The sequence below is a fragment of the Deefgea piscis genome (genome assembly GCF_019665785.1).
In the GTDB taxonomy this organism is placed as follows: Bacteria; Pseudomonadota; Gammaproteobacteria; order Burkholderiales; family Chitinibacteraceae; genus Deefgea.
The window spans coordinates 190012-206328 of record NZ_CP081149.1; the positions used below are offsets into that span (position 1 = coordinate 190012).

Annotated in this window: 13 protein-coding genes; 6 read left to right on the top strand and 7 right to left on the bottom strand. The window is 48.7% G+C overall.

Annotation, left to right across the window (positions count from 1 at the left end):
* From K4H25_RS00890 to K4H25_RS00905, 4 genes are all read right to left on the bottom strand, one after another.
* Positions 1 to 1479, bottom strand: a complete 1479-nt coding sequence (locus K4H25_RS00890; RefSeq protein ID WP_221021611.1) for a CgeB family protein — start codon at positions 1477 to 1479, stop codon at positions 1 to 3.
* A 14-nt stretch (positions 1480 to 1493) separates the two neighbouring features.
* Positions 1494 to 2120, bottom strand: a complete 627-nt coding sequence (locus K4H25_RS00895; protein ID WP_221021612.1) for a hypothetical protein — start codon at positions 2118 to 2120, stop codon at positions 1494 to 1496.
* A gap of 164 nt (positions 2121 to 2284) precedes the next feature.
* Positions 2285 to 2641 carry a UDP binding domain-containing protein gene (locus K4H25_RS00900; RefSeq protein WP_221021613.1) on the bottom strand — a complete coding sequence of 119 codons (357 nt, stop codon included), beginning with the start codon at positions 2639 to 2641 and terminating at the stop codon, positions 2285 to 2287.
* Between the two features lie 41 nt (positions 2642 to 2682).
* Positions 2683 to 3615: an IS5 family transposase gene (locus tag K4H25_RS00905; protein WP_221020333.1), complete on the bottom strand. Its 933-nt coding sequence runs from the start codon at positions 3613 to 3615 to the stop codon at positions 2683 to 2685.
* Positions 3616 to 4428: 813 nt separating this feature from the next.
* Between K4H25_RS00905 and K4H25_RS00910 the strand changes: the two genes are divergently transcribed.
* Genes K4H25_RS00910 through K4H25_RS00920 form a run of 3 tightly spaced genes read left to right on the top strand, consistent with a single transcriptional unit; the run spans position 4429 to position 8584 of the window.
* On the top strand, positions 4429 to 5856 hold the full coding sequence (locus K4H25_RS00910; RefSeq protein ID WP_221021614.1) for an efflux transporter outer membrane subunit: 1428 nt from the start codon (positions 4429 to 4431) through the stop codon (positions 5854 to 5856).
* Positions 5853 to 7052, top strand: a complete 1200-nt coding sequence (locus K4H25_RS00915; RefSeq protein ID WP_221021615.1) for an HlyD/EmrA/EmrK family protein — start codon at positions 5853 to 5855, stop codon at positions 7050 to 7052. The genes K4H25_RS00910 and K4H25_RS00915 overlap by 4 nt, the downstream gene beginning before the upstream one ends.
* Positions 7049 to 8584 carry a DHA2 family efflux MFS transporter permease subunit gene (locus K4H25_RS00920; RefSeq protein WP_221021616.1) on the top strand — a complete coding sequence of 512 codons (1536 nt, stop codon included), beginning with the start codon at positions 7049 to 7051 and terminating at the stop codon, positions 8582 to 8584. The genes K4H25_RS00915 and K4H25_RS00920 overlap by 4 nt, the downstream gene beginning before the upstream one ends.
* A gap of 54 nt (positions 8585 to 8638) precedes the next feature.
* Here K4H25_RS00920 and K4H25_RS00925 read toward each other — a convergent pair whose 3' ends face one another.
* The gene (locus K4H25_RS00925) at positions 8639 to 9622 is read right to left on the bottom strand and encodes an IS110 family RNA-guided transposase (RefSeq protein WP_221021617.1); all 984 of its coding nucleotides are present in this window, start codon (positions 9620 to 9622) and stop codon (positions 8639 to 8641) included.
* 362 nt (positions 9623 to 9984) lie between these two features.
* Complete coding sequence (locus K4H25_RS00930; RefSeq protein WP_221021618.1) at positions 9985 to 10674, bottom strand: metallophosphoesterase family protein; 690 nt, start codon at positions 10672 to 10674, stop codon at positions 9985 to 9987.
* A gap of 214 nt (positions 10675 to 10888) precedes the next feature.
* Between K4H25_RS00930 and K4H25_RS00935 the strand changes: the two genes are divergently transcribed.
* From K4H25_RS00935 to K4H25_RS00945, 3 genes are all read left to right on the top strand, one after another.
* Positions 10889 to 12142, top strand: coding sequence for an Hsp70 family protein (locus K4H25_RS00935; protein WP_221021619.1), 1254 nt, complete (start codon positions 10889 to 10891; stop codon positions 12140 to 12142).
* Positions 12143 to 12473: 331 nt separating this feature from the next.
* A complete protein-coding gene (locus K4H25_RS00940; protein WP_221021620.1) occupies positions 12474 to 14336 on the top strand; it encodes a DEAD/DEAH box helicase in 1863 nt (620 codons plus the stop codon).
* 239 nt (positions 14337 to 14575) lie between these two features.
* Positions 14576 to 15760, top strand: coding sequence for a PilT/PilU family type 4a pilus ATPase (locus tag K4H25_RS00945; protein ID WP_221021621.1), 1185 nt, complete (start codon positions 14576 to 14578; stop codon positions 15758 to 15760).
* Here K4H25_RS00945 and K4H25_RS00950 read toward each other — a convergent pair.
* Complete coding sequence (locus K4H25_RS00950) at positions 15757 to 16254, bottom strand: GNAT family N-acetyltransferase (protein ID WP_221021622.1); 498 nt, start codon at positions 16252 to 16254, stop codon at positions 15757 to 15759. The two genes, K4H25_RS00945 and K4H25_RS00950, sit on opposite strands and share 4 nt — an antisense overlap.
* Between the last annotated feature and the right edge of the window lie 63 nt (positions 16255 to 16317).

Genomic DNA, 16317 nt, shown 5'->3' on the forward strand with positions numbered 1-16317 from the left:
TTATCCCTCAAAATTAACGCTATATCCTAAGGCATTAATATTTTGCCCTTTCATTAATAAAGCCGTATTAAAAAATTGCCGAGGGGCAATGATATTACGAACAGTAAAGCTATTTTGCCGAGTATATTTATTCCCTTGATCCAGCAGCAATGGGATTTCTTTCATATATTCAGTATGCAAATAGGCTTTTTTAAATTGGCTAGCAGGCAATAAATCATCATTATCAAGGATTGCAACAAACTTGGTCTCAATCACTTTTTTATCAAATGGCGCATATTTATCTAGATAACTCAGCGCAATGGTATTTACTAAACCACGATTGTATTTAGTAAAAAGTGGTGCCAATTCAATATCTTCAAACCCATAGCCAAAAACTAGCAATAAAATTGAATTATTCATTTGCAGTGATTTGTGATACGCAATAAACCGCTCAATTTCTGCTTCACTATTAACCAGCGCCACAAGTGTTAAATCTTTTTCATCACTCGCGTACTGAAAGCCAATTGAATCAAGAATAAATTTAAATCGCTCTTTATAGGTATGCTTGGCTAATACTTCATGTAAGGCAGCATCTCGCATCGTTTCAATATCATTTTGCTCAATCTGCGTCAAAGCATTTGGATTTGCTTCAATATCAATCGCAAGATGGCCAAATTGAGATGCAATACCATCATTGCTATTACTAATTACCAAAGTATTGCAAGACATTAATTCATAAATTCGTCTGGCAAACATTGTTTTGGAATTTTTAACGGTATTAATCGTTAGCGATACGGTGCTGGCTTTATAGATTTTTGCAATATCCTTAAAAGCCACTGCAGGGCGCGTCATTTTATTATATGGCGCAGGGAATTTATGCAAAGGATCTTCATCTTGCGAATATCGATCATAAATCACTAAATCATGCGTTTTACGAATCGATGAAAAAATATCCAGCATATCGTTCGATCGCTCAATATGATTGGCATACCAACTACCGGCAAAAATAACGTCGTTGGTTCTTGACTTTACTTCTTCTGGATTAAATAAACGGGGTTGCGTTGCAAATGGTAAACAAAATACATTGCTCCGCAAATAATCTCGCTTATAGGTTTCTACACATTCAATTGCAGATGTAAAAATGTAATCAAATAAAATTGCCGTTTTTACAAAATCATGCGTTCTATCTGTATAGTGCGTAGGATCTTCTTTATTCCAAAACACAGTAGGAATACGTTTTTCTCGGCAATATTTTAAAATATCTAATAGTACAGTGCGATTTTCTTTTGTGAAGTTTTTAGATGCATAAATAATACCCTTCCAAGGTCGGGTTTTACTGCAAACACCTGACCATGCGGACTCACAAAAAAAGATCTCTGGTTTTTCTTGCTCAAATTTCTGCCGCCAATTATTAGGCTCGATGACAATTGCATTAAATTCAGGCGAAAAGCATTCATAGGTAAATTCATCGCAAATTAATGCAACTTTAATATCAGACATATTCTTCATTGCAATCAAGCCTTATCTGTTAAAGCTGTATTAGATTTACCTTTACGCTGTTTAATTACTGTAAAAATACTAACTGGTAATTTCACAACGTCACTGGCTTTTTTCACTGCTAATAATTGGCTGCCAATTTGATAAACTAATTTTTCTGAATATCGATCTACCATTTTTTGCAATCGGGTAATTTCTTTTTCTTTTCGTGCCACCAGCCCAACCAATTTCACTTCTTTGGCTTCTTTCTCTTTTAGCTTTTCTCTAGTTTCTTGTAAAAGATTTTGCTCATACATATAGGCCGATGTACTTTTTTCTGATGTTTTTTTATAATTAATTGATGCAGACTCAGCGACACTCACTTTTTGCTTCAATTTTATTTCACTGGATTGCAAATCATTAACCTTCTTAGTTAATGTTGTGATTTCCAATGCTTGTGCATCACATTGCAAGCGCAGTCTAGCCAACAGTGTTTTTTGGCCTTCGGTACTTTTAGCTAGTAGCAACAGCTCAGCTTGAAGATTATTATTTTCTGCAATTGCAGCACTTAACTCTAATGCTTGCTGCTGTAATTTTTGTTCAAGCAACGAATTAGAATTATTTTTGCCACTTGTATTTTTAATTGAAAAATTCTCTCTTATCATTTTCCCAAGCCCTATTTTTTTGCGATATTTTTTTAGTTAATTCAAAGCAATTTTTAATCGAATAAATCGCAGCAAAAATCACTGCGATTTATTGATAGAATTTTAATTTTTTTATATTGCGATTAAATTACTTTAAAGTTTTTTACTTAACAGAGAATTTTCAATTAAATCCAAATCCCTTTTGCATCGACTAGGGTTTGGCTTGATTTGATGATTGGTTTTTGCTGTTTAAATTCAGCATGCTCAACCAGCATGACCAAAATATCAGCTTTTAACCCCGCATCCAAATCAACTAATTTGCCACCAGCAAATTCCAGCATGGCTGGGCTGCTTTGTACATTTGGCTCAACAGCAACCACTTGCCCCGGATACTCGCTTAATAGTCCTAACGTAATATCCAGTGATGGGCTTTCGCGTAGATCGTCAATGTCGGGTTTAAAGGCCAAGCCAAAGCAGGCAATTTTAATATCGCTTTTTTTCTTGCCTAATTTAATTTGTTCCTCAACCGGGCTTTGTTGCACAAATCAACTAGAGGGTAAGTCACCCCTAACCCCAGACGGATTTATCCCACTCTTACCGTCATTGGCGTACCCAGTTGCGTGAAGCGATTTAAGATCGCTGCACGCACTTGCAACTCAGCCACCTGACGATCAAAGTCCCGCGCCATCACTCGTTCACCCAATAGTTTGAAGCATTGCATTTTGGTTTCTACCAAGCTACGTCGATGATACCCAGACCATTTTTTCCAGATGGCCCTACCCAAGTATTTGGTCGCCCGTAAGATGTCATTCCGCGCTCTCGCTCCGGCCGTATTTTCTTTCCGAAATTGTGCATTTTTCCGTGTAGGAATAATCGCTGCCGCACCTCTTGCCGCAATGGCATTGTGGCATTCTTTGGTGTCGTAAGCGCCATCACCGTAAATCGCCGCAATCTGTTCAGACTCGGGAATCTGATTCATCAATTCCGGCAAAATGGGCGCATCACCTGTTTTGTTATCGGTGACCTCGATGGCACGAATTTCAAGGGTTTCGGCATCAATGCCGAGGTGAACTTTACGCCACTGCCTACGATATTCAGCGCCGTGTTTTTTGGTTTTCCATTCACCTTCACCGAGCATTTTGATGCCTGTGCTATCGACGAGTAAATGCAGTCCACCCTGACTTTGACGGGCCGGAATCGTGACTTTCAGCGTTTTTTGTCGACGAGAGATCGTGCTCGAATCAGGAACGTTCCAATCTAAGTTGGCGAGCCGAAGTAGGCTTTCAACCATGCCGGTTGCTTGGCGCAATGCGAGGCCAAACAGGCATTTGATGGTGAGGCAGAATTGAATGGCAGCATCGCTAAAAGTGGGGTTTCGTCCGCGCTTGCCAGTGGGCTCAGCAGCCCATTTCAGCGCTGGATCAAGCCAAATCATTAATGCGCCACGCGATTTCAAAGCTGCGTGATAGCTTGGCCAGTTGGTGGTTTTGTATTTGTGGGGTGCTGGTTTGCTCATATCGCTATTCTATATCGCTATTCTACCAGCAGCATTGCGCCGCTGATTTGTGCAACAAAGCCAATACAACGCCGATATTTTGGGTAAAAATATCTTGCGCAGCGTGGCTGATTTTTTATTTCAAATATATTACATCAATATTTAACATTACGCCGTCATGCACACAATCCAAAACTTACAACGATTAATTTCCTACTTTTTAAATCTGATTAATATCAATATTAACAATTAATTAATTGCTAACTAATTAATGCGAAATACTTACAGCATTCTCTAATATTGATTCAATTTTTAGTATTTATTTTTCTGATTACCGCCACGCTAAAAAAACAAATACCAAAATAAAACAACAACTTAAATTCCATTAGCACATCTAATATATGCCGTACGAGACATGCCAGATCAATACCTTGCACCACACACAAGCACACCTGTCGTACATGACAAATATACTTACAAAACGGCACTCGTATTGGTTCACCATGCTTTCCACCAACCGGTTGGTAAGAAATTAATTTTTGTTTTTTTGCAACACATGTGTTTTATTACACATTGACTCTAATACCAATCTTGTATTTCTCAGCATTTAGCCTATATAAGCCCACCCACAAAACCATGCGCATTATGCGTAGGGTGTGCAAATCCGCAGGGTTTGCGCACGCGGATACGCCGCAAGCCAAGAAATTCCATGTATCGATATAAAACACAATAAGAAAGCTATGAGTAAATATGTACAGATACATAACTACAGCAAGTGACAGCATCAGGCTTATCTACTAGCATAAAGCCACCTATCTCTGGCGAAAAAGCACTATGGTGACCTTGATCCAACCCTTGATCCAACGTTTACCGCAGGCTGGTTTGTGTACTTTATTACTGGCTTTGTTAACTGCTTGCGCCGTCCCTTCCCCACCCATGCCGCCGATGCTGACAGCTAGTCAGCTTTCTTTAAGCACTTTGCCTCAATCGCCTGAATTTGCGCGTGGAGCGTGGTGGCGGGCTTTGCGTGATCCAGAACTAAATCAACTGCTAGCACACGCCTTGGCCGCCAATCCCCAACTCACGTTGGCGGCGGCCAAAGTGGCTGCGGCACAAGCCAACGAGGCGATTGCGGCTAGTGGCAGCGGGCCAACGGTGAATGCACAGGCGTCTTTTAATCGCCAGCGCTATAGCGCCGATGGTTTGATTCCGCCGCCGATTGCTGGCACTTGGCAAAATTATTCGCAAATCGGCGCTAGCCTCAATTACAGCTTTGATTTATGGGGCAAGATTCGTGAGCGTGTTGCCGCTGCGGCCGGTGCCAGCCGCGCTGCCGAGCTAGAGCAAGCCAGCGCGCAGCAATGGCTGGCCGCCGAGGTGGTAACGCAATATTTAGTTTGGCGCGCCGCGCAGCAAGAAATACTGTTGCAACAAGCTGCGCTGCACGCCAGCGAGCAGTTGGCGCAAAAAAGCAAAACGCTGAAACGCGCCGGTTTAGTTAGCCGCGACGCGCAAAATGAACAAACCCTACTCCTCGCCGAGGCGCGCACCGCGCTCATTGCAGCACAACTCGCAAGCAGTAACGCACAAGCGGCATTAGCCGCGCTCACGCTCACCAGCCAAGCTGATTTGGCGGCGCAAGCCCCGCGCGCTTTACCGGCATGGCCGATTGATACCGCTGATTTGCGGCTCAATCAATTGGCGCAGCGCCCCGAGTTACTCGCCGCCAAGTATCAAGTAGAAAGCGCTGCGGCTTTAGTTCGCGCGGCGCAGGCGGATTTTTATCCCGATATTTCTTTGTCGGCATTGATTGGTTTGTCGTCGTTATCCACCGCCACCTTGTTTGATTCGGCATCGCGCCGCTTAGGCGTAACGCCAGCGATTAGCTTGCCGATTTTTGAGGCTGGTGCTTTGCAGGGCGCGCTGGATTTACAGCATGCGCATTACGCCTCGGCGATTGCGATTTATAACCAAACCCTGCTCGATATCGCCAACGAGAGCGCCACCAGTTTGGCGCGCCAACAAGCGGCGCTCAAGATTGAAGCCGAGGCCAAACTGAGCGCAACTGCGGCTGAACAATTGGCCAATAGCGCCCGATTACGCCAACGCGCCGGTTTGTCGCCAGCGAGTGAAACTTTGCAATCGCATTTGTCGCACGTGAATTCGCGCTTAGCTTTATTACAGGCGCAACGCGACCGCCTGATTGCCCAAACTAGCCTGATCCGCGCCATGGGCGCAACTGACTCGAAGGAAACCCCATGAGTGAAACGTTGACCACCCCAAATACCGCCGCCGACACGCCCAACGTTGACCCGCATCGCCGCCGCCGCTCGCTGATTGTCGCCAGTTTGGTGCTACTACTGATTGCTGGCGCGGTGTTGTTGTATTGGCTATTGGTGTTGCGTTACCAAGAAAGCACCGATGATGCGTATGTGGCGGGTTATATCACCCAGATTGACTCGCGAATTGGCGGTACAGTCAGCGCGGTGTATGTGCACAATACCGATATGGTTAAAGCCGGTGATTTACTGGTGAGCTTAGACGCCAGTGATGCCACGCTGGCCTTGGCGCGAGCAGAATCGGCATTGGCGCGGGCAGTACGTGGCGCACAAGTGGCGCAGCAGCAAGTGGCGCAACTCAATGCCGAAGTCACGCTGCGCGAAGTCGCTTTTAAGCAGGCCAGCGACGATTTGCAACGCCGCCGCATCGCGGCCGAAGGGCAAGCGATTAGTGCCGAAGTATTGCAACATGCCGAGCAGGCCAAAGCCTCGGCCCAAGCCGCACTTGAAGCCAGCCAAGCCGCGCTGCAAGCAGCAAAAATGCAGGTGCTCAGCGGCGTAGTGCGTGATTATCCCGAAGTCAGCGCCGCAGCTGATGCGCTGCGCGAGGCGTGGCTAAATCGCCAGCGCACCGATATTCGTTCACCGGTTGACGCCCAAGTAGCCAAACGCGCCGTCGCCGTTGGCGCACAAGTCGCTCCCGGCTCGCCGCTGATGGCTTTGTCGCCGCTATCGAATGTCTGGGTCGATGCCAATTTAAAAGAAACGCAAATCGAGCCGATTCGCATCGGCCAAGCTGTAACCTTAACCGCCGATTTATACGGCAGCTCAATCAAGTTTGATGGCAAAGTCGCAGGTTTATCGCCCGGCACCGGCAGCGTTTTTTCGCTGCTGCCGCCAGAAAACGCCAATGGTGATTGGATTAAGATTGTGCAGCGTTTGCCAGTACGTATTGCGCTTGATCCACAGCAATTAGCCAAGTATCCGCTGCAAATCGGCTTATCAATGAGTGTTACGGTCAATACCCATGATCAATCAGGCCCGCGCTTGGCTAAATCCAGCAATGGCCAGCCGGTAGAATCGACTAATCTGTATGCGGTCTCGTTACAACAAGCCAATCAGCATATTGATGAAATTATTCAAGCCAATCTGGCCCCTGCCGTTGGGCGTAAAAAATGAGTACCGTGTCGCCACTTTATGGTTCAGCGCGCATCTGGGCGACAGCGGCGCTGGCGCTAGCGACCTTTATGCAGGTGCTCGACACCACCATCACCAATGTGGCGATTCCGACGATATCGGGCGATTTGGGCGCATCGGTCACTGAAGGCACATGGGTGATTACGTCGTTTGGCGTGGCCAATGCGATTTCGGTGCTGCTATCGGGCTGGGTAGCGCAGCGTTTTGGTGAGGTGCGGGTGTTTATGGTCGGCGTGATTGGTTTTGTGATCACGTCGTTTTTGTCTGGCATTGCCCCGTCGCTGGATATGCTGATTTTTTTCCGCGTGTTGCAGGGCTTATTGGCTGGGCCGTTGATTCCTTTATCGCAAAGCTTGCTGCTGGCGTGCTATCCGCCCGAGAAAAAAACGCTGGCGCTGGCTTTATGGGCGATGACGATTATTTTAGCGCCGATTGTGGGGCCGATTTTGGGCGGCTGGATTACCGATAATTGGGTGTGGGGCGGGATTTTCTTTATCAATGTGCCAGTGGGTTTGTTTGTCGCTGGCGTGGCGTTTTGGCAGCTCAAAGGCCGCGAAACGGCGCGCTTGTCCGTACCGGTCGACCGCGTTGGGCTGGCTTTATTGGTTATCACCATTTGCGCTTTTCAAATCATGCTTGATTTAGGTAATCAAGATGAATGGTTTAGCTCAAACCGCATTATTGCCTTGGCGATTATTGCGGCAGTGGGCTTGGTGTTTTTGTTAATTTGGGAGCGCGACGAGCCGTATCCGGTGCTGGATTTAGCGCTGTTTAAGCATCGCAATTTCACCATTGGCTCACTGAGTTTGAGTTTGGGTTTTTTGATGTACTTTAGCTCGATCTTATTGCTGCCTTTATTAATGCAAGAGCATTTAGGCTATACCGCAACGATGGCAGGGCTGGCTTTAGCGCCTGTGGGTTTATTGCCTGTGGTGTTGTCGCCAATGATTGGCCGCTATTCCAGCAAGATTGATTTGCGATTATTGGTGAGCTTGGCGTTTTTGGTGTTTGCGGCTTGTTATTACTGGCGCACTTTTTATACGCCAGCGATTAGTTTTGGCTGGCTGGCTTGGCCGCAGTTTGTGCAAGGGATTGGCGTAGCGTGCTTTTTTATGCCGCTGACCGCGATTACTTTATCCGGTTTACCGCCAGAGCGAATTGCGTCGGCAGCGAGTATGTCCAACTTTATGCGCACCATGTCCGGCACCATTGGCGTGTCGCTAGTCACGGCGATGTGGGATAACCAAGAAAAGATCCATCACGCCAATCTAGTGCAGCAGATCAACCCATACAATCCAGTGGTACAAGACAGTTTGTCGGGCTTGGTCGCGCATGGCTTTAGCCTGCAGCAAGCACTGGGGTTGATTAACCAAAAAATCACCCAGCTAAGCTTTTTTATGTCGGCCAATGATATTTTTGGCTTATTTGCCGTGCTATTTATTGTGCTGATTGCCTTAGTTTGGCAAGCACGTGGCCCGTTTAGCGAAAGCAAAGACGGCGCTGGCGCGGGGTAATGTGACCAACGAATCGGCCAACGTATTCGCCCAACGTAGATACCGTCTTGCCGGTCAAGCATTTTGATACTCAGCTTGATACTTTTTCTGCGTTTTCAGCACGCCGAAGCACAGGTGAACTAATTTGCGCATGCAAGCGCCGAGCGCCGACATTTTGCTCTTGCCTCGGGCCAGTAAACGTTCAAATAAAGCTTTAACGTGGGGGTTGTACCTAGTCGCGACGACCGCCGCCATGTAGAGCACTGCGCGAACCTTTGCAGGACCAGCTTTAGACAGTTTGGCACGCCCAAGAATCGATGACCCCGATTGCCGCTCGACGGGCACCAAGCCCAAATAGGCCGACAATTGTTCGGCCGTATTGAATTGATGCGTATGCATCTCCGCCAATAATTGCGTGCCACTTTGTGGGCCGATTGCTGGGATGGTTTGCAGTAAATTGAGGTCGTTTTTCAGGCCAGGATGACGGTCGATATGGTCGTCGATTTGGCTTTGTAGCTTTTTGAGCTGAGCATTTAGAAAGACAATACTGTCGTTAATCGATTGATGAATCAGCTCGGTCGTTACCGTAGATTCAGCTTTTTCTTGCCGATTTTTTTCGCGGAGTAAGTCTTGCAAAATCGCTTCGCGGCGAGCCAGAAGTCCTTTTAGAATGCGGGCTTCAGGCGGAGGTGGTAGCCACGCAGCAGGCTGAATCATTGCGCAATAACGCGCCAGAACTTGGCTATCAACGCCATCGGTTTTGGTACGCACCGCGAGGCCTTGGCCGAAATGCTTCACTTGTGCGGGATTGGCAATCGAGACGCAAACGCCTGCATCATGCAGTAGTGTGGCGGCCAGTTCGTGATACACGCCAGTGGCCTCCATCGTGACGTGCAGCTGGTCATGCGGAATGTGATTTTTAGTCAGCCAAGCTAGCAAATCAGCAAGGCCTTTGGCGGTATTGGGTACGACCTTGGCCTTGCCTTTGAGTGGGTCAAGTTGAGTTAACAAGTAACAATCGAGTTTAGCTTTAGCAACATCAATACCGAGATAAAACATGAAGATTCTTCCTGTAAAAATGCCTAATTCGCCCACTTGCCTTGTGCATACAGGGTCAAAGCCCTTGGCTACCGTTCAGTGTCTGATTTGGCGAAAGAAGTGAGGACGAAGGGTTTAATCTACATGGCAAGGTCGATGCCTTAAGGGTGGAACCAAACTCACTTCGCCTCATGTGGTAGTAGCTAACCACCACGGAGAGAAAGATACAAGGGTGGAATAAGCGTAGCGCATTCCACCATATTGTGGGATGCGCTACGCGTAGATATGTTGCGAATCGGTGGAATGCGCTTTGCTTATTCCACCCTACGATGCCAAAAGCATCTCCCCACATCCATCACCACCACGCACTCAAGCGATACAAGTTACGCCGGTTCTTCCCATGTGCTGATGGTGTTGCCGTGTTCGTCCATGATGGCGCGTAGCGCTACGCCGTAGGCTTTAAAGCCTAAGCGGGCATCGTGTTCGCGGTAATTGAGGCTGTCGTGTTGGTGGCCGTGAAAGCTTTTTTGAATTCCCATCGATTGCCCGAGTCGATCGAGCACCGAAAAGCCCCAAGGATGGCAGCTTGGAGCTTCATGCGTAACCATTATGTCGGCTTTTTCATGCGCTAGCGCTTGGTAATCGGCATAAAAAATACTGCTGCGTTGTTTGCGTGGCAGGCCACCACGCCATTGATTGGCTTTGCCACAGTGCTGCAGATAATGCGCTGGGCTGGCGTAGACCGGATTATTGGGTGGCATCCAGATGTGACCGCGAAAAATCCCACCTAGTCCAGCGATACGCACACCGGCGATTTCAACTACACGGCCGTGTAAATTGCGCTCGCTCATGCCCGAATCCCACAAATTGCAATAGTCGCGCGTGCCGTCGGTATCGTGATTGCCATGGATAAACCATACCTCGGTTAAGTCAATGATTTCGGCCAATACCGTTTCGAGTGGCTGTGGCGCTTGTAGATCGCCGAGCAGCACAATGGCATCCGGACGATGCTGTTGCACCGCCGAAATAACATGCCCAAATTGGCCGTGGACGTCACCACAGAAAAAAATCATTCACTTCTCGCCTATTTCAATACGCTACAGATGGATGAACCCTGCTGCAAAAGTGGCTTTGGGCTTACCAACAGAGTTTGGCAAATCCAACGTCAACAGACCCTAGATTAAAGCATACTGGGTACTTCGCGCTAGCCATTCAGCAAGCGTGTTTGACGTGCATGCGGCAGCAGCGTAGTCTAACGACCCCCTTACAGGCCAACCACGCTCCATTATGACTTATTCAGCCTGCGGCATCGATTTTGGTACTTCTAATTCAACGGCGGGCATTGTGCGCCCCAGCGGTGCGATTTTATTGCCGCTCGAAGCCGACAAGCTCACGCTGCCATCGGCGGTATTCTTTAATTTGGAAGAAGACCGCTGGACTTATGGCCGTGCGGCGTTGGGCGAGTATTTAGAAGGCTACGAAGGCCGCTTAATGCGCTCGATGAAGAGCTTATTAGGTAGCAGCCTAATGGATGCGGGCACTGAAATTGGTGGCCAGCATTTATCATTTAAAAATCTGATTGGTCAATTAATCGGCGAAGTGAAAACCCGCGCCGAGCAATCGGCCGGCCAATCATTTGACGCCGTGGTGCTGGGCCGCCCAGTGCGCTTTGTGGACGACAATGATGCGGCAGATGCCGAGGCCGAAGCCACATTGGGCGAAATCGCCCGTGGTTTGGGCTTTAAAGAAGTCAGCTTTCAATTTGAACCGATTGCCGCTGCGCATGATTACGAGCAGCGGATCGAGCGCGAAGAGCTGGTGCTGGTGATTGATATTGGCGGGGGTACTTCCGATTTCTCCTTGGTGCGTCTATCGCCAGAACGACGGGGTATTGCCGACCGATCAGCAGATTTATTAGCTAGTGGAGGGGTACATATCGGGGGTACTGATTTTGATAAACGCCTCTCGCTCGCCTGCGTCATGCCTGAGCTGGGCATGGGCTCACGATTGAGTAATAACGCCGAATTACCCAATAGCGTGTTTTTCCATTTGGCCACTTGGCATACGATTAACTTTGCCTATACCCGCAAGATGTGGCGTGGCTTTCAAGATGTTTCACCCGAAGTGGTCGACAATGTGCGCTTTGAGCGCCTACTGAATGTGATTCGTAGCCAAGCGGGCCATCATTTGGCGATGCGCGTTGAAGAAGCCAAAATTGCGCTGTCCGAGCAGCCCAATTTTGCTTTGGATTTAGTCGAAGCCGAAAAAGGCTTGATGGCGCAGATCGAGCGCAGCCAATTCGAGCAAGCGATTGCGCAAGAAACCGCCCGAATTTGTGCAGCAGCCCAAGCCACATTGGATATGGCCGGCATCAATGCCAGCCAAGTCGATACCTTATTTTTTACTGGCGGCTCATCTGCCGTACCGGCGCTACGTGCCGCCTTAGCTGAGCAATTCCCTGCGGCCCAAGCGGTTGAGGGTGATCACTTTGGTAGCGTAGGCTGCGGCCTCGCCGTTGTTGCGCAACAGCGCTACGGCTAAGAGACAGGGATTAGGGAGTTGGGATTGGGGAGTAAATTCTAAACCCATTCCCCATTCCCCATTCCTACTCCCCAATCCCCAATCCCCAATCCCCAATCCCCAATCCCCAATCCCCAATCCCCAATCCCCAATCCCCAATCAAAGCCCATCGAGCAGATAACATTGGTATTTTTTTTCCAGCGCAGTTAAACTGCGCCCCTGATCGCGCCCTACCAATCGGCGCGTTGCTTGCCTCATCGAAAACCTTCGACACGCAAGCCACCCATCCAACACACCCCACCTGCCCTAGATTGGTGTCGCTCCTTGCGACAGGCCGCAGCAGGAATAATGAATGTCTGAACTTAATTTTGCTAGCCTTGGGCTAGCCGAACCACTTTTGCGTGCCGTTGCCGATACGGGCTACACCACACCAACACCGATTCAAGCCCAAGCCATTCCATTGGTGGTACAAGGCGGCGATTTACTCGCTGCAGCGCAAACGGGCACCGGTAAAACCGCCGGTTTTACTTTGCCAATTTTGCAATTATTGCTAGCCAAAGAACCACTCGAAGCCAAAGGTCGTCCGCGTGTTTTGATTTTAACCCCGACGCGTGAACTTGCCGCTCAGGTGGAAGAATCAGTTCAAACGTATTCGAAATACGTCAAAATCACTTCAATGGTGGTGTTTGGTGGCGTAAATATTCGTCCACAACAAGCGCGCTTACGCTCGCCGATTGATATTTTGGTGGCGACACCGGGCCGCTTGCTCGATTTGGTTAATCAACGCTCGGTTGATTTGTCTGGCATTGAAATCTTGGTGCTCGATGAAGCCGATCGTATGCTCGATATGGGCTTCATTCACGACATTAAAAAATTAATGGCGATTTTCCCCAAAGAGCGTCAAACCTTGCTGTTCTCCGCAACGTTCTCTGATGAAATCAAAGAACTCGCCGACAAGCTACTCAAAAACCCAGGTCTGGTTGAAGTAGCGCGCCGTAATACCACTAATGAATTAATTAGCCAGCGTGTGCATTTGGTTGACCGCGATAAAAAATTGCCTTTGTTGACGCAATTAATCAAAGACGGCAATTGGCATCAAGTTTTAGTGTTTATGCGCACCAAACATGCGTGTAATAAAGTGGCCGAAAAACTCAATGCGGCCGGCATTTCGGCGATGGCGATTCATGGCAATAAGAGCCAAAACGCCCGTACCGCCGCACTGGCGCAATTTAAATCTGGCGAATTGCAAGTATTGGTTGCCACCGATATTGCCGCGCGCGGTTTAGATATCGAAGAATTGCCACACGTAGTGAATTTTGAATTGCCCAACGTGGCCGAAGATTACGTACATCGGATTGGCCGTACTGGCCGCGCCGGTTGTACTGGTGAAGCGGTGTCGTTGGTATGTGTTGACGAGTTGAAACTACTCGCCGAAATCGAGCGCATTACTAAGCAAGACATTCCAAAATTCTGCTTGGAAGGCTTTGAAGCCGATTTACGCGTGAAGCCAGAACCGATTGTTCGTGGTGGCTTAGGTCGTGATCGCCCTCCTCGCGATCCAAACCGCAATCCACGTGCTCCGCGTGGCCCAGCTGCTGCCGGTGGCGCACGCTTAAATGGCGCACGCAGCAAAGCGTTAGCAGAAACGGCTGCGGCACAAACCGCCGCCAAAAACGAAGCGCGCGCTGAGCGTCGCCCTCGTGCTGACCGTGCTGAAGGCGAAGCTGAACAACGTCGTCCGCGTACCGATGGCGAGCATCGCCGTCCACACGCAGAAGGCGCTGCGGATAGCCGTCGTCCACGTGGTGCTACTGATACGCGCCGTCCACGTCCTGATGCATTGGGTGCTGCTGATACGCGTCGCCCACGTGATGGCGCGCCACGCAATAGCAATCCACGCAATGCACCGCGTCACGATTCAGTATTGGGCGCTGCGCCTGCACCACGTCGCGAGCGTATTAATTACGACGAACAGCAACCAATGAGCAATGCTAATACTTTGCCCGGCGAATTGATGCGCAGTGGTCGTAGTGGCCAAGGCCAAACGCGGGGCTACCAAGGTGGCGGCCGTAATGGTGGCCCGGGCGTAGCTCGTAATGCCAGTGATGGCTTTGGTGCGCCACGTGGCGATCGTCCACAAAGCCGTGGTCCACGCTCAAGCAGTCCTACTGCCGCGCTACTTGGCGGCAGCGGTAATAAACGTCGCGGCGATTAAGTCCGACAGACAGTCCATCAGCCCATGGTTCGCCATGGGCTTTTTTATGCTCAAAAAATAAACTCCCGTGCAACAACGCCAAAAAAATAACAAACTGCAACAGCTAAAAACAATCAATAAAATGACGGCCGTAAGATAAACTGACAATAAAGCTGACTAAATCGATCAACTTCGCAACTGCAATTAAGCCTGATTCAATCTATATACAAGGTCTGTACTGACCGTGACGAGTGCCAAGAATGAGCCCCGAACAAGCTAAAAAAACCATGCATGACTTACTGCGGATGATGATTCAACACAAAGCATCCGATTTGTTTATTGCCGATGATTTTCCGCCAGCCATGAAGATCAACGGCCGAATGACGCCGATTGGGGCACAAAAACTCAATGCCGCAGCCACGCAAGCGCTGGCTTTGGCCATTATGCGAGCCGATCAACAAACCGAGTTTGCTAAAGAATTTGAATGCAATTTTGCCATTAACCCCGAAGGCATCGGCCGCTTTCGGGTTAATGTCTTTATGCAGCAAGAAAAGGTCGGCATGGTGCTGCGAACCATCACCAGCAAGATTCCTAATTTTGATGAATTAGGACTGCCCAAAGTATTAAAAGAAGTGATGATGAGTAAGCGCGGTTTAGTGCTATTGGTTGGCGGCACCGGCTCGGGTAAATCAACGACGATGGCGGCGATGATTGATTACCGCAATGAAAACAGCCACGGCCACATCATTACCATCGAAGACCCAATCGAGTATGTGCATAAAAATAAAAACTGCTTGGTGACGCACCGTGAAGTGGGGCGTGATACCAAAAACTGGTTTGCTGCGCTCAAAAACACGCTGCGCCAAGCGCCAGATGTGATTTTAATTGGCGAAATTCGCGACCGAGAAACCATGGAATACGCCATGGCGTTTGCTGAAACCGGCCATCTTTGCATGGGCACTTTGCACGCCAATAGTTCCAATCAAGCTTTGGAGCGAATTGTTAATTTCTTCCCTGAAGAGCGCCACCCGCAGCTGTATATGGATTTATCGCTCAATATGCGCGGTATTATTTCGCAGCGCTTGGTAGCCACTCCCGATGGCAAAGGGCGTAGCGCCGCAATTGAAATCTTGCTCAATACGCCGCTGGTAGCCGATATGATTTTTAAAGGTGACGTGGGCGGCGTTAAAACTGCAATGGCCAAGTCCAAAGAACTGGGAATGCAAACCTTTGATATGGCGCTGTTTGAACTGTATGAGGCGGGCAAAATCAGTATGGAAGAGGCGCTCAAAAACGCTGATTCACTCAATGAGCTGCGCTTAAATATTAAGCTCAACAGCTTGCATCATCGTAAAGAAGAGCATCACAGCGGGCTTGAGCATCTCACGCTTGAAGCACAGCAAGAGCCCGAAGAAGAGGCAGAGGCTACCGAAAGCACCAACTAAAGCGAGCCGTGCGCCAATAAGACCATGGTTTGCGTCGTAAAATATTGCCCGCGAATACATAAATCGGCCTGTGGCAGGCCTTCATTCACAAAGCCCAACTGCTGATACAGCGCTTGGGCTTTGTTGTTATCCACGCGCACATTGAGTTCGATACGAAGAAATCCTTGCTGCCATGCTTTAGCCAGCGCAGCCAGCATCAAAGCTCGCCCCAACCCCAAGCCTTGCGCCTGCGGCAATAAAGCCACGCTTAATACTCCAACATGGGCAGCGTCACCTTGCGGCAATATATCGCACCAACCCACGACGGCATCATCGCACAGCGCAACAAAATACACATAGTCGCGATCGACCATGTTTTGGTAATAGCGGAAGGTTTGCTCAATGGGCGGCGCTTGCAAAAAAAACAAAAAGCTTTCTTCTTTACACGCCGCATCAAACACTTGATGCAAGCCCGAGAAATGCGCGGCATTGAGCGGCAAAATGGCGTAGTTCATCGTTTAGACGCTCAACATCGCCAAGCTTTCTCCCTCTTTCGAGGCAAGGAGCACGACAGGATC